The sequence below is a fragment of the Microbulbifer sp. SAOS-129_SWC genome (genome assembly GCF_039696035.1).
GTDB lineage: Bacteria > Pseudomonadota > Gammaproteobacteria > Pseudomonadales > Cellvibrionaceae > Microbulbifer.
Window position 1 is genome coordinate 1,211,666 of sequence record NZ_CP155567.1, and the last position, 18,580, is coordinate 1,230,245.

Below are 18,580 nucleotides of genomic sequence, written 5' to 3' on the forward strand. Positions count from 1 at the left end.
TCGGCGTCGTATAGCCCTTTCTGGGGCTTGAACGCTGGTGTTATTTGCCGGATATTCTCTGTGGCGTTCAATTTCCACAAAAACTGTGAATTCTGTCGCAATTTTTATCGGGATTACGTCCGTAGATCCGCTTCGGGGGCGGCTACACGGGCTACTGTACTATTTGAAAATTCCTTCTGGTTTAGACGTTATACGTGACATCCGCAGCGGTCAGGGCTGACCGGCGGAATAATAATCTCGCTCGTACCCGCGCGGTATAGAGAGGACTGAATGGATACTCAAGATTTCCCCAAGGTTGTGGCGTTCTCCGGCAACGCCAAGCGCGGCGGCAATGCCGCGGATACACCGGCCCGCCCACTCCCCAAACCGGTCGCCGCTGTCAGGGACAGCGCCTGCAGCTGGCTGTTCGCCCGCATGAAAGAGGTCTTTACCGGCGTCGACGACGCCCTGTTTGCCAGCGCGGAAAAAGTGCACCACCAGGATGAGCAGGACGGGCTGTTTCACGCCCTGCGCCTGTTGCGGCTGGAGCGCGGCCGGATTACCGAGCGCTTTATCAACGCAGTACGTGACGGTTTCCACAATATCGAAAAGGAACCCCGCAGTGTTGATTCAGATGACACCGACGCGGGCAGCGGCCTGGCGCTGCTGGACGACGAGGACCTGGAGCAGCAGGTCGCGCTGAAAACCATCATCGTTGCGGTGAAGCGGGATTTCGCCAGCCCCATTGCCGAGCTGGCGCTGCGCCTCGATACACTGCTGCCGCAGAAGGTATACGACGAAAACATGCCGCTGTCGCCGGGGATGCTGTGCCGGGCGCTGCAACATTCGCTCAAATCCCTCGATATCCATCTGCGTGCGCGCCTGACCCTGCTGAAAAAATTCGAACAGCTGTTCGCGGCCAAGCTCGATGGTCTCTACCGCGCCTGTAACCAGGTGCTGATCGACAACGGTGTGCTGCCCTCGCTGAAAGACCCGCTGTTACAGCAACGGCGAAATGACGGCCGCGGTTCGACGGAGACAGTCACCGGGCCGGCCGCGGGGGCGAGCCCCGACCTTCCCGGCGGGATCCCCGGAAGCCCACTCCCGCCTCAGCCGACCAGCGGCCACCCGGTCGGCGCCAATCCAATTTCCGCGGCGTTCCCCGGGGTGGCACCCGTGGGGGCGGGGGCCGCGGGTGCAGGCTCCGTGGGTGCAGGTGCCGCAGGTACAGGCGCGCCCACAGGCCCCGCCATGGCGGCGCCGGGCAGCGCCGCGGGCAATCCCGGTAGTGGCGGCTATGGCCTGTTGCCCCCCGGTGTCGGCGTGGCCCCGATGGCAACGCCGGACCTGCTGCAGCATCTGGGGGCAATGCAGTCTCTGCCGCTGCAGGCCGCCTCTGTGGGGCAGGTACTGGACGTCAATCGCCTGCTGCAGCAACGCCTGGTCGAAGCGCGGCAGGGCGCGTCGCTGCAGGAGCTGGATACCGAAGTCATTCGCATGGTGGATATGCTGTTTACCTTCATGCTGGAGGACCGCAATCTGGCCGAGCCGATCAAGGTTCAGCTGATCCGCCTGCAGTTGCCGCTGCTCAAGCTCGGTGTCGCCGACAAGGCGTTTTTCACCAAGAGCGGCCACCCGGCGCGCAAACTGTTCAATACCCTCGCCGACGCTGCGATTGGCTGGCAGCCCGGGGAGAACTATCAGGAGGAGCCCTTCTACCGCGAGGTTTGCGACATCGTCGAGCAGGTACTGCAGGGCTTCGACAGTGACGAGGATATCTTTACCCGGCTGCTGCGCGATTTCGAAGAGTATGTGACCCGCGAGCACCGCCGCGCGCAGGTGATGCAGCGCCGCACCGTCGACGAGGCCGAGGGCCACGCCCGGGTCGAAGCGGCGCGCGCGCGCGTAGCGGCGGTCTTCGATGCGCTGACGGCGGAACGCAAGCTGCCGCGCGTGGTGCAGGAATGGTTGGGGCGCGTGTGGGACAGTGTGTTGTTTCGCACCTGCCTGAAAGAGGGCACCAGCAGTGAAGGCTGGCGCCGGGCCGTGCTGACGGCACGGGACCTGGTGTGGAGTGTGGTGGCGCCGATGCCCGAGAGCCGCTTCAAAATGCAGCAGTTGCTGCCGGGGCTGCGCAAGCGCCTGAATCAGGGCGCGGAATCCCTGGCCATCGGTGTCGCCGAGCGCCGCCGCCTGCTGGCAGGGCTGGACCAGCTGTATCGCGAGCGCCAGGCCCTGGGCGCGCGGGTGGAATCCGAGCGCGAGCGCCGCACCCGCGAGCGCCTCGTGCAGGAACTGCGCCGCGAGGCAGATAGCATCCTGGCGATTCCGGAGGTTGATCAGGCCCCGGCTCCAGAGGTTGCCCAGGCCCCGACTCCAGAGGTTGCGCAGACGCCGGCGGATTCCGCTGTGGAAACGGAGGCGAGCGACACCGGCGACCCGGTCGACCTGCAGGAGCCGCCGCAGCCACCGGCGGCGCCGGTAGCGGAAATCGACGTGGACCTGCCCGCGGTGGAAACACTGCAACAGGTGGCGCAGGCCGCACCGCTGGCTGCCGCCAACGCGCCGCCGGCGGGTTGCGATGACTTCTGGCGCCAGACGTACCACCTGAAAGACAGCTGGTTTATGCAGCAGGTTGCGGACAAGCCGCCGGTGCGCTGTCACCTGGCGGCGATCATCCGCGATCTGGACCAGTTCATGTTCGTCAATCGCCGCGGTGCCAAGGTGACGGCATACAGTCGCGCCGAGCTGGCCCGTGCGCTGCGCGACGGCGAAATGAGGCCGCTGGAGCAGGGGCCATTATTCGATCGCGCGCTCAAGTGGCTGGTGGAGAGCGCCGGTGAGATGGCGATAGCGGTCAGCGTGTCTGCGGAGGAGGGCGAGGCCTGAGCGCGGTTGGTATCTTTGCCGTCGCTTCCATAAAATGGGATTTCACTGCAATTCGATGGCGCAGGTGGCACGATAGCGGTTGCCTCAGGAGATGATCGCGTGAAATACCAACCGGAATCCGGCTGGCTGTCCGGCGTGCGCCGGGTAGTCAGCCCGCATTGCAACGACCGCCCGTCCGGCACCGCGGTCGATCTGCTGGTGATTCACTGCATCAGCCTGCCGCCGGGTCAGTATGGCGGCTCCTATATCGACGACCTTTTTCTCGGCCAGCTCGATCCCGATGCCCACCCCTATTTTGCCGGGATCGCCGCGCTGCGCGTCTCCGCGCATCTGCTGATCGACCGCGAAGGCCGCGTCACCCAGTATGTACCGCTCGACCGGCGCGCCTGGCACGCGGGCCAGTCCGAGTTCTGCGGGCGCTGCGACTGCAACGATTTCTCCATCGGTATCGAACTCGAGGGCCTCGACACCGACAGCTATACCGATGCCCAATATCGCGCCCTGGCGGAAGTGAGCGCGGCAATCATGGACGCCTTTCCGCAGATTACCCGCGACTCCATCACCGGCCACTCGGATATCGCCCCCGGGCGCAAGCTGGATCCGGGGCCGGGATTCGACTGGCCGCGCTACCTGACTGCACTGGACGCCCTGCGCGACGCCCACTGAACGGGCGCGACGCGCCCAATCCCTTCCACTGCCGGCGTCGCAGGCGTTATTCTTGCGTCTTATTCCCTGTTTAATTCGGATCTGAACTATGGCTCTTTTAACGGTGTTGCTGGCCCTCGGGCTGGTGCAGCTGTGGGGCTCGGGTGCGCCGCTGCACCGCGACGGCTGGTTCCACTGGTGGCGCGCGACTCTGGCTGCGCGCGACAACCTGCAGCGCAACCCCGGTCTGCTGCTGGGTGCGACCATCCTGCCACCGGTTCTGGCCACCGCGGTGGCCATGGTGCTGGCTGAGGCGGCGCTGGGCGGGCTGGGCGTCCTGTTGCTGGGGGTGCCTCTGCTGCTGTACTGCCTGGGGCGGGGCAATTTCAACGAAATCCTGTCCGGCTACCTGCGTAACTGGTATCGCGGCGACCTCGACGCAGCGCGCGGCGCCGCGGCGCCGCTGCTGCAGGGGCTCGGTGAGGAGCCGGCCGATGGCCAGGCACTGCACGAGCAGGTGTTCCGCGGCGCCGCCTACTGCGCCTTCGAGCGCCTGTTTGCGGTGTTGTTCTGGTTCCTGCTGCTGGGGATTCCCGGCGCGGTGTTGTTCCGCCTGAGTGCGCTGTACGCCGCTGAGGACGACAGTCGCGGCACCGCGGCACGCTGGCTGTGGTTGCTGGAGTGGCTGCCGCTGCGGGTCATGGGCTTCTCGTTCGCCATTGTCGGCAATTTCGCCGGCTGTTATCGCGCCTGGCGCCGCTGCCTGACCTGCCGCGAGCGCACTACCGCCGAGGTGCTGGAGGATTACCTGGAAGGTGCCCTGGGCGGTATCGACGCCAGTGACTGCAGTGCCGGATTCGAAGTGGCCGAGGGCCAGCGCGTCTGTGGCGCGCAGCTCGAGGGCCTGCAGTCGCTGCTGTCGCGCGCGCTGTTGTTGTGGATCACCGCCGCGGCGCTGCTGGTGCTGTTCGACAGCTGAGCGGCGGTCGAATGTTAGTGTCATCAGCGGCCCCGGCTCGAATCGTTCAGCCGGGGCTGCGTTCTTGCTTTATCTCCGCACCTTCAGCACATCTGTACCGCAAAACCACGCAATAAGCGTGCATGTTCGCCGGCAAATTGCTCTGAACGCACAGGTTCTGGCACGATCATCGCAGTCGGAGGCGAATGATTCGAGCTAGCACGCCGTTGGTGAACTGGCTCTAAATTTGGAATATTGTTCCAGTTGGCTTCTTGACTTGCCCCGGGCTTCCCTCGATATTTCGCCGCAACAGGGGACCGGGAGCAGGCAAAAATCACAATTGTCCCCCATCCCCGCGCATTCCAATAACAAGCAATCCAGGCGCGATAGTCTCGATGGAAGTACCGACAATGGATTCTCCCGTAACCTCCGCCCTGCGCGCTGTCGATGCGTTCGACGCGGCAGCGCTGATGGCGGGGTTGCGCTCCTATTACCGCAGCGGCACGACCGCCGAACTCAGCTGGCGCCGCCAGCAATTGGGCCAGCTGCGCCGCATGATCGCCGACAACGAACGCCGCTTTCTGCAGGCGCTGCAGCAGGATCTGCACAAGGCGCCGCAGGAAGGCTTCATGACCGAGGTCGCCGCGGTCTGCGGCGATATCGACCACGCGCTGAAGCAGCTCAAGAAATGGGTGCGCCGGCGCCGTGCCGCGACGCCGCTGGTGGCGCAGCCGGGGCGCAGTTACATTCAGCCGGAGCCCCTCGGGGTGGTGCTGATCATCGGCGCGTGGAACTACCCGCTGCAGCTGCTGCTGGGGCCGCTGGTGCCGGCTATCGCCGCCGGCAATTGCGCGGTACTGAAGCCGTCGGAACTGGCACCGACCACCTCGCGACTGGTGGCGGAACTATTGCCGGCCTATCTCGACCGCGATGCCTTCGCCTGCGTCGAGGGGGCCGTGGCCGAGACCTCCGCACTGCTCGAGCAACGCTGGGACCATATCCTCTACACCGGCGGCGGCCACGTCGGGCGCATTGTGATGGCCGCGGCGAGCCGGCACCTGACACCGGTGACGCTGGAACTGGGGGGCAAGAGCCCCTGCATTGTCGCCGATGACGCCGATATGGCGGTGGCTGCGCGGCGCATTGCCTGGGGCAAGTTCATCAATGCGGGCCAGACCTGTATCGCCCCGGATTACCTGTTGTGTACCCGCGCCACCGCCGATCGGCTGCTGCCGTTGATTGCGCGCGAGCTGCGCGCGATGTTCGGTGACGAGCCGCGTGAGTCGGCCGATTACGGCCGTATCGTCAACCGCCGCCACACCGAGCGCATTGCCGGTTACCTGGCAGACGGCGAGGTGTACTGCGGGGGAACAGTTGATCTGGAGCAGTGCTATATTGCGCCCACGGTACTGCGCAACGTCGGCCTCGAGACCGCGGTGATGCAGGAGGAGATTTTCGGCCCGCTGCTGCCGGTGATCGAGCTGGACGATTTCCATCGCATGGAGCAGTTCGTCAACGAGCGCGACAAGCCGCTGGCGCTATATATCTTCACCGGCAACGCGGCTACCGCCGACCGCATCCTCGCGCGTTGCAGTTCTGGCAACGCCTGTATCAACGACTGTATGATGTTCATGAGTGCCCACGAACTGCCGTTTGGTGGCGTTGGCGCCAGTGGCATGGGCGCCTATCACGGCGAGCACGGCTTCCGTACCTTCAGCCATTTCAAGGCGGTGATGAAGCGCCGCAATATCTTTGATCTGGATCTGCGCTACGCACCCTACAGCGCGCGCAAATTCAAATGGCTGCGGTTACTGCGCTAGCAATCTGTGCTGAACTGAATGTTGAACGGGAGCGGCCATTGGCCGCTCCTTCTGTATGGTTTTCCAGTGACCGGTATCCGCAGCCTATGGCCACCGAGCAACACGACCTACCCACCAGTGCCGACGTCTTTTCTGCCGCGCAGAATATTGCCGGGCAGGTGCACTGCACGCCATTGATGCGCAGTCGGCAGATCGACGCGTTGACCGGCGCCAACCTCTGGTTCAAATGCGAGCACCTGCAGAAAGTCGGCGCCTTCAAGGCGCGCGGTGCCTGCAACGCCCTGACGCAGCTGCCGGCGGGCACGCGGCGGGTGGCCACGCATTCCTCCGGCAATCACGGCGCGGCGCTGGCCTGGGCGGCGGCGACGCGCGGCCTCGCCTGCACCGTGGTCATGCCGGAGACAGCGCCGCGGGCAAAACGCGCGGCGGTGGCCGGCTACGGCGCGGATATCGTGATCTGTGGCCCCACCCAGGAGGATCGCGAGCGCGCGCTGGAGGCGGTGGTGGCCGACAGCGGCGCCCATGTGGTGCCACCGTTTGACGACCGCCGCATCATCGCCGGGCAGGGTACCGTGGCGCTGGAAATCCTGCAGCAGTGCCGGGAGCGCGGTTTTGCCCCGGATATGGTCGTGGCCCCGGTGGGCGGCGGCGGGTTGCTCGCCGGTGTCGGCCTCGCCGTGGCCGCGCTGGCCCCGGATACCATCGTGCTGGGCGCCGAACCCGCCGGCGCCGACGACGCGCAGCGCTCCCTGCGCGGCGGGGTGCACGTCACCGCACAGCAACCACAGACCCTGGCTGACGGCCTGCGCACGACCCTGGGGCGGCGCAATTACGCGGTGGTGTGCCATACGGTGCGCGACGTGATTACCGTGTCGGAGCAGGGTATCGTCGATGCCATGCGGCTGCTGTGGACCCGCACCAAGCAGCTGGTGGAGCCATCCGCCGCTGTGGCGCTGGCCGCGGTGATGGAGCACAGCGCGCGCTTTCGCAACCGGAATGTGGTGGCGGTGCTGACTGGCGGTAACATGGACCTGGATCGGGTGGCCGATCTGTTTGCCGGAGGCGAGGAAACACCATGAAGCATTTTACCGCGCGCTCAACGCGGCGCAGCGGCGGCCGGGCCGGAAGTGGCCCGCGCTGCGGCTATTTTGCCGCCGCGGCTGCTAAACTGGTGGCTGCTGCCGCCCTGTGCGGCCTTGCCGCGACCAGTGCCGCAGCGGATTTCGCGCTCACATCGAAAACACTGACCCCGGGCGCGCGTATGCCCAAAGCCCAGGTCTTCGATCACTGCGGGGGAGAGAACCTGTCGCCGCAGTTGAGCTGGAGCGGTGCGCCGGAGGGGACCAAGAGCTACGCGCTGATGGTCTACGATCCGGACGCGCCCACGGGCAGTGGCTGGTGGCACTGGGTGATGTTCAATATCCCGGCGGATGTCACCAGCCTCGCCGCGGGCGCCGGCGAACCGAAAAACGGCCTGGTGCCCGAGGCGATCCAGGTGCGCAACGATTACGGCAGTCGCGGATACGGCGGCGCCTGCCCGCCGCCGGGGCAGGGCGAGCACCGCTACCAGTTCCGCATCTACGCGCTCAACGTGGAAGAGCTGCCCCTGGATGAGAACGCCACGCCGGCGCAGGTGGGCTTCAGCGTCAACGCCAACAAGCTGGCGGAGGCGGAACTGCAAGTGCACTATGGGCGCTAGCCCGGACAGTGCATCGGGCCGCCCGACCATTGAGCGCAAGCCTCTGGTTTTCTGAAGTGTTTGGAGTATTCCCGGGACACGATACGTAACCGACCACTGCTGGCCCCGGGCGAGATATCCGGGCCAGCCCCGCGCGAGCGGGCCGAGTATAAGGACGCGATACAACGGCATGCAGGAACAAAAATTAAGCTGGTTACAGGCGCTGGCGACCTATCTGAAGCCCCGCGTCATGGCCATGTTCTTCCTCGGTTTCTCTTCCGGCCTTCCCTATCTACTGGTGTTTTCCACCCTCAGTGCCTGGTTGCGCGACTATGGCGCCAGCCGCACGGTGATCGGCTTTTTCGCCTGGGTCGGCATCATTTTTTCCTTCAAGTTTATTCTGGCGCCGATCATCGATTCGGTGCCGCTGCCGCTCCTGACGCGCTGGATGGGCAAACGCCGCAGCTGGATGCTGGTGGCGCAGATCGGGCTGGTGGCCGGGCTGTTGTATATGTCGCAGCTGAATCCGCAATTGTCGCTGTTGGCGGTAGCGATGGCATCACTGTGGGTAGCCCTGTGTTCCGCCTCGCAGGATGTGGTCATCGACGCCTACCGGATCGAAGCGGTGGACAAGGAATTGCAGGGCGCAATGGCCGCCAACTATGTGTTCGGCTACCGGGTTGCGGTGTTGATCTCCGGCGCCGGTGCACTGCTGGTAGCCGACCAGTACAGCTGGACGACTTCCTATATTTCGATGGCCGGATTCATGGCCATTGGCATCATCACCACCTTTCTGATTGCCGAGCCGGATCACCAGAAAGTGAAGCAGCAGGCCGAGGTGTTCCAGCACGATTGGGTGGACAAGGTGTTGGGCAGCGGCGAGCACGGCCCGCTGAAGGAGTGGCTGGTGCGCGCGGTGGCCTGCCCGTTTATCGAGTTTTTCCAACGCAACGGGCGCTTCTCGCTGGTGTTGCTGCTGTTTATCAGTATTTATCTGCTGAGCGATATCGTCATGGGCATCATGGCGAACCCGTTTTACCTGGACCTGGGCTTCAGCAAGACCGATATCGCCGAGATCGGTAAGGTCTTCGGCTTTTTCTGCACAATTATCGGTGCCTATCTCGGCGGCCTGCTGGTAGTGAAATACGGCATTCTGCGGCCGCTGGTGCTGGGGGCGATTCTGCTGTCGGTGGCCAACCTGCTGTTTGCCCACCTGGCCCAGGTGGGGCCCAGCAAGGCGTGGCTGGCGGTGGTGATCAGCGCGGATAATATCAGCGGCGGCATCTCCAACGCGGTGTTTATCGCCTTTATGTCGAGTCTGACCAACCAGGCGTATACCGCCACTCAATACGCGCTGTTCAGCTCCCTGATGAAACTGCCGGGCAAGATTATCGCCGGTTTTTCCGGCGTGGTGGTGGACGCACAGGGCTATTCACAGTTCTTTGTCTATTCGGCCTCGCTCGGGGTGCCGGCGATTCTGCTGGCGGCCTACCTGTGGCACCGCGGCGTTGGTGAGCGGGAGTCGGAAGCGGCGGCGGGATAGGTGCTCGGCCGGGTCACGGCCGCCAGCGATACCTGACCAGATCCACCCGCCCATTCACCAGTGTGATGCCCTCGCGCTCGAGCCGCGCGATTTGCCGCTGCGCGCCCGGCTCCGGCAGGGAGATGCGGCCCTGGGCATTGATCACCCGGTGCCAGGGCAGGCGGGTGTCGCGGGGCAGCTTGCGCAGGGTCTGGCCGGCGAGACGCGCGGCGCGGGGGTAGCCGGCCATGGACGCCAGGTCACCGTAGGTGATGACGCACCCGCGGGGGATTTGCGCCAGTACAAGACTCATCCTGGATATGGCATCATTGTCGCCGAATTGTGTACCGTGTCTCACTGTAAATCCGCCGCCTAATAACTCTAAGGTTGTCCTTGTGGTTCGAGCTGTTCGTCACGCCAGCGTTATCCTGCTGTTTTTCCTCTCACTTGTCTCGCCACTCGTTTCAGCCGGGGTGCTGACCCTGGTCAATGGTGACCGGGTACACGGCACCCTGGTGCTGGTGGATCGCGAGCAGGTGACCTGGAAGTCCGACAACTTCGGCCAGATTACCATTCCCAAGAACAAGGTGCTGTCGCTGGATACGGATGCGGACCTGAAGATCGCCGGGCACGATGGCCCCTGTACCCTGGCCGGGCACCTGCGTGAGAAATGGGAATTGTACTGTGACAAGGGGACCGGCTGGCTGATCGACTTTCCGGCGATCGACCGCGCAGAGCCCTATATCAATTTTGTCGGTAACCCGGTGGTGTTCCACGGCAACGTGAACGCCGGCGGCGATTTCGAACACGGCAACACCGAGCGCGACGACCTGGACCTCAACGCTAACCTGGATATCCGCACCGGCGACTTCCACCATCTGGTCAGGACGCTGTATCAGAGCCTGTCCACGCCGGACGCCGACGCGCTGGAAAAATACCAGCTGGCCTACAACCTGCGGTGGATCTTTGCGGAAAAGTGGTTTGCCGCGGCCAACAGCCAGCTGGAGCGGGAAGAGGCGCGCAACCTCGATATGGGCACCACGCTCGGTCTCGGTATGGGTTACCTGTTTTACGACACGGATAAGACAGCCTTTTCAGTGGAGGGCGGTATCAGTAGCCTGAGCGAGAATTTCATCGACTCGGGCCTGAGCGACAACCAGGACAAACACTACGCCGCGGCACGTGCGGCAGTGAATTACCGCTACAAGTTTGACCTGGGGCCGGAGATCTACATGGACCAGGAAGTGCTGCAGTCGGTGGATAACAGCGACGACTACCAGGCCAATGCCAAACTGGGGGTGCGCACCCCGCTGGTGGAAGGCGTGCTGATGGAGATTGCCTACAGCTGGCAGTACGACAACACGCCGTCGATCGATAGCGAGAAAGAAGATACCAAGCTGACTGTCGGCGTCGGTTACCAGTGGTGACCGCCCGCGGTTGGTGAAGCGGCCGCAAAGCGCCGCGATCATTGAGAGAAATACGTACGAGGAATTCCCATGCAGATTGCAAACAGCATTGTCGCCATTACCGGGGCCGGGCAGGGCCTCGGCCGCGCCATGGCCGAATACCTGGCCGCACAGGGCGCGCGCCTGGCCCTGATCGACGTCAATGAAGAGGGGCTGCAGCAGAGCGTTTCCGCCTGCGAGGCGCTCGGTGCCGAGGCGCGCAGCTACGTGATCAACGTAGCCAGCGAGGAAGAAGTCGATCGCGGCTTTGCGCAGATCGCCACGGATTTCGGTGGCCTGCAGGTACTGGTCAACAACGCCGGTATCATGCGCGATGGCATGCTGATCAAGGTCAAGGATGGCAAACTCACTGATCGCATGTCGCTGTCCCAGTGGCAGTCGGTAATCGACGTAAACCTGACCGGTGTTTTCCTGTGCGGCCGCGCGGCGGCCGGCATCATGGCGGAAGCGGGTGACGGCGGCGTGATCGTGAATATCTCCAGCCTGTCGCGCGCCGGTAATATGGGCCAGACCAACTACTCGGCCAGCAAGGCCGGCGTCGCTGCGATGACCGTATCCTGGTCGCGGGAACTGGCGCGCTACGGCGTGCGCGTAGCCGGCATCGCCCCCGGCTTTATCAAGACCGACATGGTGGCGCAGATGCGCGCGGAAATTCTCGAGGGCCTGGTCAAACAGGTACCGCTGCGCCGCCTCGGCCAGCAGGAAGAGATCGCCTCAACCGTGGGCTTTATTCTCCAGAACGATTACGTCACCGGCCGCGTGCTGGATATTGACGGCGGCGCGCGCCTCTAACAGGCTGTCGACAAGCCGTGTTGTAGGGGCGGACCTTGTGTCCGCCCTTTTTATTTGTGGCACCGCGGCCTGCTCCCGAGACCAGCACTGCCGCGCAGGGCGAACACAAGGTTCGCCCCTACCGAATGAGTTTGGTAGATATAGAAACAGTGCTGCGTCAGTGCCACGAAGGCGCTGTGGTTGGCTAGATCTTTAATGTCTGTGCCGTAGGGGCGGACCTTGTGTCCGCCCTTTTTATTTGTGGCACCGCGGCCTGCTCCCGAGACCAGCACTGCCGCGCAGGGCGAACACAAGGTTCGCCCCTACCGAATGAGTTTGGTAGATATAGAAACAGTGCTGCGTCAGTGCCACGAAGGCGCTGTGGTTGGCTAGATCTATAATGTCTGTGCCGGAGGGGCGGACCTTGTGTCCGCCCTTTTTATTTGTGGCACCGCGGGCCGCTCCCTAGACCAGTACTGCCGCGCAGGGCGAACACAAGGTTCGCCCCTACCGAATGGACGTGGTGGATATAGAAACAGCGCTGCGTCAGTGCCACGAAGGCGCTGCGGTTGGCTAGCTCTTCAATGTCTTTTCCGTAGGGGCGGACCTTGTGTCCGCCCCTGCTGGCTGTGGCCTGTGCACGGGAGCAGCACTGCCGCGCGGAGCGAACACCGGTTCCGCCCCCGCTCAGCTGATTCTTTCAACCCCGCCCTGTATACGATCCGAAAACATCCACTGCCAAAGCTGGATATGCCGCGCGCGGAATGCGCCGGCGCAGGACAGCAGGTAGTAGCGCCACATACGGTAGAAGCGCTGGCCATAACGCTCGGCAAAGCGTTCCCAGTGTTGTTCGAAGTTCTGATGCCAGGCCATCAGGGTCTTGTCGTAGTCACTGCCGAAGTTGTGCACATCCTCGCATACCAGCAGGTTGTCGGCGGCGTCGCCGATCTGGCCGGCGGAGGGCAGGTCGCCGTTGGGGAAAATATATTTCTCGATCCACGGATCGCAGGTCGAGCGGCGCTGGTTCTTGCCGATGGTGTGCAGCAGCATCAAACCGTCTTTTTTAAGGCAGCGCCTGGCAACCTGCATGAAAGTGCGATGGTTCTTGCGGCCCACGTGCTCGAACATGCCCACGCTGGCGATACGGTCGAAGCGCTGGTCCAGACTGCGGTAGTCCTGCAGGTGCACAGTGATCGGCAGGTCGGCAAAATGTTCGGCAATATAGGCGCTCTGTTCGCGGGAGATGGTGGCGCCGACGCACTCCACGCCGTAGTGTTCAGCGGCATAGCTCACCAGGCTGCCCCAGCCGCAGCCGATATCCAGCAGGCGCATTCCCGGCTTGAGCCCCAGTTTGCGGCAGATCAGGTCCAGCTTGGCGGTCTGCGCCTGCTCCAGATTCTCCGCTTCGCGCCAGTAGCCGCAGCTGTAGGTGAGGCGGCTGTCCAGCATCGACTGGTAGAAATCGTTGCCCAGGTCGTAGTGGCGCTCTCCGACCTCGAACGCGCGGCGGCGGCTCTGCAGGTTGATCAGGTAACTGCGGATAAAGCGCCAGGCGTTGCGCCAGGGGCGGATACGCCCGGGCAGGTCGGCTTTTAACAGGCGGTAGAAAAACTGATCCAGGGCCGGCACATCCCAGTCGCCGCGCATGTAGGTCTCGCCGAGGCCGAGGCTGTGGCGCGCGATGATCTCGTCCAGAGCCGCTTCCCGGTGCAACCGCAGATCCCAGGGGCGGTCGCCGTTAATCCGGATATCCGCCTCAGCCAGCAGTTCGCCGAGAAGATGCCGATGCCGGCTGCGCCCCCCCGATACCGCGTTCACCGCATCCTGCTGCTCGCCTGCCATAGTCCGCCTCCTTGGTTCAGGCCCGACCGGGTGGAAACCCGCGCCCTTGAAGAATTTGCCAGTACTCCTCATTTACTACAGCATATCGAAAATACTGAGTTTCGCCCGGAGCCACAAGTTGGCGGGCCCCCTAGGAAGAAGTGACTATGCGTCCACTGTTATTGCTGTTTATTGTCATGCCCATTCTTGAAATGTGGCTGCTGATCACCGTGGGCCGGCATATCGGAGCCCTCCCCACCATTGGCCTGGTGCTGTTGACCGCGGTGGTGGGGCTGTCGCTACTGCGCCGCCAGGGCTTGTCGACGGTGTTGCGGGCGCAGCAGAAAATGCAGGCCGGAGAGATGCCGGCGCGGGAGATGGCTGAGGGGATCTTTCTGGCGGTGGGCGGCGCCCTGTTGCTGACCCCGGGCTTCATCACCGATGCGCTGGGTTTCGCTTGCCTGATTCCGGGCCTGCGCCAGCTGCTACTTGGCTACCTGCTGCGCCATGTGACGGTGGTATCGGGCCCCGGTTACACGTCGGGCACCCGCCACCAGCAGCAGGATCATGACGTCATCGAGGGGGACTACTCCCGCGAGGACAAATCCGGCGCAGACGGGTCGGCGGATGACGAGGCGCCGCGGCGGCGCGACAGAGAGTGAGCTGGGTAAAAAGTGAGCAATAACCCGGATTCCTCCGCTAATAGACCCAATCTCCCCAGTTTTTTTCGCAGCCACTGTTGAAATTCCCCTTGGCGCCCATAGATAGGCTGCACCCCAAGATTTTGCCCCGGCTCTGCCGGCCAGAGCGGGGCACCGGGACCCGCGGCCCCAGGCCAAGGGTCTTCCAACATTGGAAACCTGAAAACACGACTCAATGGAGAGCCTATCCATGAAAATTCGTCCTTTACACGACCGCGTCGTAGTGCGCCGTAAGGAAGAAGAAGAGAAGACTGCTGGCGGCATCGTGCTGCCGGGCGCTGCCAAAGAAAAGCCGAACCAGGGTGAAGTCGTAGCCGTGGGCGAAGGCAAACTGCTGGATAACGGCGACGTGCGCGCCCTGTCCGTGAAAGTTGGCGACACCGTTGTGTTCGGCCGCTATGCGGACAGCAACACCCTCAAGGTGGACGGCGAAGAGCTGATCATCATGAGCGAAGGCGACATCTACGGCGTGCTGGAAGGCTAAGAGCCCGGCGCGAAGAGCAAACGCAGAGAAAGAATTCGAGGAAAACAATCATGGCAGCAAAAGACGTTAAATTCGCTGACGACGCCCGCCAGAAGATGCTGGCCGGTGTAAACATCCTGGCTGACGCCGTAAAAACCACCCTGGGCCCGAAAGGCCGCAATGTGGTACTGGACAAGTCCTTTGGCGCGCCGACCGTCACCAAAGACGGCGTATCTGTCGCCAAGGAAATCGAACTGAAAGACAAGTTCGAAAACATGGGTGCGCAGATGGTCAAGGAAGTGGCTTCCAAGGCTTCTGACACCGCCGGCGACGGCACCACGACCGCCACCGTACTGGCCCAGGCGATTGTTACCGAAGGTCTCAAGTCAGTTGCCGCTGGCTTCAACCCGATGGACCTGAAGCGCGGTATCGACAAAGCCGTAGCGGCGGCCGTTGACCACATTGCCAGCCTGGCTACTCCCTGCGCCGACAGCAAGTCTATTGCCCAGGTAGGTACCATCTCTGCTAACAGCGACGAGAACGTCGGCACCATCATCGCCGAGGCGATGAACAAGGTGGGCAAAGAAGGTGTGATCACCGTTGAAGAAGGCCAGTCCCTGGAAAACGAACTGGACGTCGTCGAAGGCATGCAGTTTGACCGCGGCTACCTGTCCCCGTACTTCATCACCAACCAGGAAAACATGACTGCCGAGCTGGACAGCCCGTTTATCCTGCTGGTTGACAAGAAAATCTCCAACATTCGCGATCTGCTGCCGCTGCTGGAGCAGGTAGCCAAGGCGTCCAAGCCGCTGCTGATCATCGCCGAAGACGTAGAAGGCGAAGCGCTGGCCACCCTGGTGGTCAACAGCATGCGCGGCATCGTCAAGGTTGCAGCGGTTAAAGCCCCGGGCTTCGGCGACCGCCGCAAGGCCATGCTGCAGGATATCGCTATCCTGACCGGCGGCACCGTGATTTCCGAAGAAGTAGGCCTGGAGCTGGAAGCGACCACTCTGGAGCACCTGGGTACCGCCAAGCGCGTCACCCTGTCCAAGGAAAACACCGTGATCGTTGACGGCGCCGGCGAAGTGGCCGACATCGAAGCGCGCGTCAAGCAGATCCGTGCCCAGATCGAAGAATCTTCTTCCGACTACGACAAAGAGAAGCTGCAAGAGCGCGTAGCCAAGCTGGCTGGCGGTGTTGCCGTGATCAAGGTTGGCGCAGCCACCGAAGTCGAAATGAAAGAGAAGAAAGCCCGCGTAGAAGACGCCCTGCACGCAACTCGCGCTGCGGTAGAGGAAGGTGTTGTTCCTGGCGGTGGTACTGCGCTGATCCGCGCTACCCAGGTTGTCAAAGTTACCGGCGACAACGAAGACCAGAACCACGGTATTGCCGCGGCTCTGCGCGCAATGGAAATGCCGCTGCGCCAGATCGTTGCCAACGCCGGTGACGAAGCTTCTGTAGTGGTAGACAAAGTGAAGCAGGGCGAAGGCAACTTCGGCTACAACGCCGGTACCGGCGAGTACGGCGACATGCTGGAAATGGGTATCCTGGATCCGGCCAAGGTAACCCGCTCCGCGCTGCAGGCTGCCGCGTCTATCGCCGGCCTGATGATAACCACCGAAGCCATGGTTGCAGAAATCCCGGAAGACAAGCCGGCTGCACCGGACATGGGTGGCATGGGCGGTATGGGTGGCATGGGCGGCATGATGTAAGCCGGCCTTCCAGCCAGACCAACGAAAAGCCCCGCAATTGCGGGGCTTTTTTTATGTTCAAATACGCTCTATTACCTGATACCTGCCACCAAGCGGTATCCAGGTTGTGCATCGGTAACCAGGTTATCCGCGCGCAGGCGATCAGACGGGCTCAGCACGCCTCTGCCCCCGCGGTTGACGACATGCGTATAGATTTCCGTCGTGTTGATGTCCGCGTGCCCCAGCAGCTCCTGTATGGTGCGCAGATCGTAGCCTGATTCGAGCAAGTGCGTAGCGAAGCTGTGACGAAACGCATGGGTGCGTGCGGGCTTGTGGACCCCGGCCTTGCGCACGGCAACGCGAACATGCTTTGTCAGCGTCGACGCGTGCATATGGTGCCGACGCCTAACGCCGGATCGGGGATCGGTGCCGATTTCCGCAGACGGAAACATAAATTGCCAGCCGAGTTCGCGCGCCGCCGAAGGGTATTTTTTCGCCAGTGCATCTGGCAGGTGCACCTCTCCAAGGCCGTCGAGGCAGTCCTGCGCATGGATGAATGCGACCCGCTGAATCTGCTGCCTGAGCTCAGGTTTCAGACCCTGCGGAAGCATGGTAGTGCGGTCTTTATTGCCCTTTCCCGCGCGGACATAAATATTATTGCTACCAAAATCGACGTCTTTCACCCTGAGAGACAGCAATTCCGCACTGCGCAGGCCCGAGCCGTACATCAACTCCACCTGCAGTCTGTAAATGCCTTTCAGTTGTGCCAGTATTGCCCGGATCTCCGCGGGGCTGTATACCACCGGCAAGCGGCGAGGCCCCCGGGCCGGCTTGAACTGCAATGATTCTGTATCCCGCCCCATAAAGCGCTTGTAGAGATATACCAACGCATTCAGGGCTATACGCTGCGTGTTTATAGAGCAATCTCTCTCCACCGACAGCTGACTGAGAAATTGCTCTATTTCGGCAACCCCCATTTCAGCGGGATGGCGCAGCTTATAAAAGTGAATAAAGCGCTTGATCCAGTGTATATAGGTCTGCTCTGTCCGGTACGATAGTCCGGATTCACGCATATGCAGCCGAAGTTTTTGCACAAAACGGCCGGACTGAGTTTTGGGAATGCGGTGGCGAATGTCATCCATGAATCAATCTCCAACTGTTTTTATATACAGTAGATGGCGCGAGCCAAAAGAGTCAATCCCCAGATCACGCGACGCGTCGCCTATCCACGCGGATATTGCCGTAAGTCATTGACTTTAAACGGTTGCAGCTTATGATCAAAAGATAAAAATACATGTTGCAAAACACGACGCGTCGCGTTTTCCCAGAGTGGAATCGCATCGGAATCCGATAAGGTATTGAAAAATAAGAAATTTCTTCTTCTCGTGATTTATCTTTGTCGTGGATAGGCGATGATTGGATATAAAGACGCGTCTTATTAATAAACTGTTAAGGTTTCGGTATGCCTCGGTATTTTATACACAATGGGTATAGCGGTTGGTCGTATGGAACACCGAGCGATCCTCAGCTGGTGAGCACAGCGGATGCGGCTGAGATCATGCGGAGAGCCAACCTCAGTAGTGATGAAGTTTCATTGGTTATACCTGCCGCACAATATGCGAATGAAGGTGAAACTTTGTTTAGAATCACCGGAAATAACCGGTTCATTTTTTTCGGTGAAGCCGAAGAGTGTGCCGACGTAAATCCAGAAAAAGTTAGTACTCCATTGAGTATACGGTGGTAATAACCTTAACAAGGCGAGGCAGTTCGTTCCGGCCCTGCGGGCCTCCACCGGACAGCTTACTTTGCGCACTTTATGCGCAGGTCGCTTCGCTCCCATTTTTGCGCATAATGCGCCCAAAGTAAGCTGCCGCTGCTCGCGGCGTTATGAATCTTAGAGCCTGAGCGTAACGCCGGTCTCTTTTAACTATGGGGCGATCTTCATAAGAAGTTGTCCTCTGTACACCGCATAAGTGGAAGTGCAGATCTACAGAGGAAATTGAAATGCCGCGTAGGCTTACTCAAACTCAAAAGGGAACACATCAAGCGCTCAAAAATTCATCATTTGAGAGTATGGTTGTGTCGTGGTTAATGCAGGATGGCTGGCAAGTTTTCTTGCCAATCCTGGATCATGGGCATCAAACGGATATATTGATCTCTGACGGGCCAAATTATT

Annotated in this window: 15 protein-coding genes; 12 read left to right on the forward strand and 3 right to left on the reverse strand. The window is 61.7% G+C overall.

Features of this window, described 5'->3' with window-relative positions; genetic code table 11:
• Positions 1-270 precede the first annotated feature (270 nt).
• The 7 genes from ABDK11_RS05090 (at position 271) to ABDK11_RS05120 (ending at position 9,512) form a co-directional block, all read left to right on the forward strand.
• On the forward strand, positions 271-2,868 hold the full coding sequence (locus ABDK11_RS05090) for a DUF1631 family protein (protein ID WP_346839222.1): 2,598 nt from the start codon (positions 271-273) through the stop codon (positions 2,866-2,868).
• A gap of 99 nt (positions 2,869-2,967) precedes the next feature.
• The gene (gene ampD, locus ABDK11_RS05095) at positions 2,968-3,534 is read left to right on the forward strand and encodes a 1,6-anhydro-N-acetylmuramyl-L-alanine amidase AmpD (RefSeq protein ID WP_346839223.1); all 567 of its coding nucleotides are present in this window, start codon (positions 2,968-2,970) and stop codon (positions 3,532-3,534) included.
• Between the two features lie 88 nt (positions 3,535-3,622).
• A complete protein-coding gene (ampE, locus tag ABDK11_RS05100) occupies positions 3,623-4,492 on the forward strand; it encodes a regulatory signaling modulator protein AmpE (RefSeq protein WP_346839224.1) in 870 nt (289 codons plus the stop codon).
• A gap of 389 nt (positions 4,493-4,881) precedes the next feature.
• Positions 4,882-6,291, forward strand: a complete 1,410-nt coding sequence (locus ABDK11_RS05105; protein ID WP_346839225.1) for an aldehyde dehydrogenase family protein — start codon at positions 4,882-4,884, stop codon at positions 6,289-6,291.
• Positions 6,292-6,377: 86 nt separating this feature from the next.
• A complete protein-coding gene (locus ABDK11_RS05110) occupies positions 6,378-7,370 on the forward strand; it encodes a threonine/serine dehydratase (RefSeq protein WP_346839226.1) in 993 nt (330 codons plus the stop codon).
• Entirely contained in the window at positions 7,367-7,990 is a 624-nt protein-coding gene (locus ABDK11_RS05115; protein WP_346839227.1) for a YbhB/YbcL family Raf kinase inhibitor-like protein, read from the forward strand. Before ABDK11_RS05110 ends, ABDK11_RS05115 begins: the two co-directional genes overlap by 4 nt.
• 169 nt (positions 7,991-8,159) lie before the next feature.
• On the forward strand, positions 8,160-9,512 hold the full coding sequence (locus tag ABDK11_RS05120) for an MFS transporter (protein WP_346839228.1): 1,353 nt from the start codon (positions 8,160-8,162) through the stop codon (positions 9,510-9,512).
• A gap of 13 nt (positions 9,513-9,525) precedes the next feature.
• Here the strand turns inward: ABDK11_RS05120 and ABDK11_RS05125 are convergent, their stop codons facing one another.
• Positions 9,526-9,804: an MGMT family protein gene (locus tag ABDK11_RS05125; protein ID WP_346839229.1), complete on the reverse strand. Its 279-nt coding sequence runs from the start codon at positions 9,802-9,804 to the stop codon at positions 9,526-9,528.
• An 82-nt stretch (positions 9,805-9,886) separates the two neighbouring features.
• Here ABDK11_RS05125 and ABDK11_RS05130 point away from each other — a divergent pair, with 82 nt between their 5' ends.
• On the forward strand, positions 9,887-10,918 hold the full coding sequence (locus tag ABDK11_RS05130; RefSeq protein WP_346839230.1) for a DUF481 domain-containing protein: 1,032 nt from the start codon (positions 9,887-9,889) through the stop codon (positions 10,916-10,918).
• A gap of 69 nt (positions 10,919-10,987) precedes the next feature.
• Positions 10,988-11,749, forward strand: a complete 762-nt coding sequence (locus tag ABDK11_RS05135; RefSeq protein WP_346839231.1) for an SDR family oxidoreductase — start codon at positions 10,988-10,990, stop codon at positions 11,747-11,749.
• Between the two features lie 666 nt (positions 11,750-12,415).
• On the opposite strand, the gene cfa is transcribed toward ABDK11_RS05135, so the two are convergent.
• Positions 12,416-13,570 carry a cyclopropane fatty acyl phospholipid synthase gene (cfa, locus tag ABDK11_RS05140; protein WP_346839232.1) on the reverse strand — a complete coding sequence of 385 codons (1,155 nt, stop codon included), beginning with the start codon at positions 13,568-13,570 and terminating at the stop codon, positions 12,416-12,418.
• A 146-nt stretch (positions 13,571-13,716) separates the two neighbouring features.
• Here cfa and ABDK11_RS05145 point away from each other — a divergent pair, with 146 nt between their 5' ends.
• From ABDK11_RS05145 to groL, 3 genes are all read left to right on the forward strand, one after another.
• Complete coding sequence (locus ABDK11_RS05145; RefSeq protein ID WP_346839233.1) at positions 13,717-14,211, forward strand: FxsA family protein; 495 nt, start codon at positions 13,717-13,719, stop codon at positions 14,209-14,211.
• A 229-nt stretch (positions 14,212-14,440) separates the two neighbouring features.
• A complete protein-coding gene (locus tag ABDK11_RS05150) occupies positions 14,441-14,734 on the forward strand; it encodes a co-chaperone GroES (RefSeq protein WP_078085279.1) in 294 nt (97 codons plus the stop codon).
• Positions 14,735-14,784: 50 nt separating this feature from the next.
• Positions 14,785-16,425 (forward strand): chaperonin GroEL, encoded by a 1,641-nt coding sequence (gene groL, locus ABDK11_RS05155; RefSeq protein ID WP_346839234.1) that lies wholly within the window; start codon positions 14,785-14,787, stop codon positions 16,423-16,425.
• Between the two features lie 71 nt (positions 16,426-16,496).
• Here groL and ABDK11_RS05160 read toward each other — a convergent pair whose 3' ends face one another.
• Positions 16,497-17,546: an integron integrase gene (locus ABDK11_RS05160; protein ID WP_346839235.1), complete on the reverse strand. Its 1,050-nt coding sequence runs from the start codon at positions 17,544-17,546 to the stop codon at positions 16,497-16,499.
• Positions 17,547-18,580 lie beyond the last annotated feature (1,034 nt).

Bases quoted from the DNA above. Each gene is read 5' to 3' on its own strand.
- ABDK11_RS05090 (WP_346839222.1), top strand. From the start codon at position 271: ATGGATACTCAAGATTTCCCCAAGGTTGTGGCGTTCTCCGGCAACGCC.
- ABDK11_RS05145 (WP_346839233.1), top strand. From the start codon at position 13,717: ATGCGTCCACTGTTATTGCTGTTTATTGTCATGCCCATTCTTGAAATG.
- ABDK11_RS05110 (WP_346839226.1), top strand. From the start codon at position 6,378: ATGGCCACCGAGCAACACGACCTACCCACCAGTGCCGACGTCTTTTCT.
- ABDK11_RS05120 (WP_346839228.1), top strand. From the start codon at position 8,160: ATGCAGGAACAAAAATTAAGCTGGTTACAGGCGCTGGCGACCTATCTG.
- ABDK11_RS05125 (WP_346839229.1), bottom strand. From the start codon at position 9,804: ATGAGTCTTGTACTGGCGCAAATCCCCCGCGGGTGCGTCATCACCTAC.
- ABDK11_RS05135 (WP_346839231.1), top strand. From the start codon at position 10,988: ATGCAGATTGCAAACAGCATTGTCGCCATTACCGGGGCCGGGCAGGGC.
- cfa (WP_346839232.1), bottom strand. From the start codon at position 13,570: ATGGCAGGCGAGCAGCAGGATGCGGTGAACGCGGTATCGGGGGGGCGC.
- groL (WP_346839234.1), top strand. From the start codon at position 14,785: ATGGCAGCAAAAGACGTTAAATTCGCTGACGACGCCCGCCAGAAGATG.
- ABDK11_RS05105 (WP_346839225.1), top strand. From the start codon at position 4,882: ATGGATTCTCCCGTAACCTCCGCCCTGCGCGCTGTCGATGCGTTCGAC.
- ABDK11_RS05160 (WP_346839235.1), bottom strand. From the start codon at position 17,546: ATGGATGACATTCGCCACCGCATTCCCAAAACTCAGTCCGGCCGTTTT.
- ABDK11_RS05115 (WP_346839227.1), top strand. From the start codon at position 7,367: ATGAAGCATTTTACCGCGCGCTCAACGCGGCGCAGCGGCGGCCGGGCC.
- ABDK11_RS05150 (WP_078085279.1), top strand. From the start codon at position 14,441: ATGAAAATTCGTCCTTTACACGACCGCGTCGTAGTGCGCCGTAAGGAA.
- ampE (WP_346839224.1), top strand. From the start codon at position 3,623: ATGGCTCTTTTAACGGTGTTGCTGGCCCTCGGGCTGGTGCAGCTGTGG.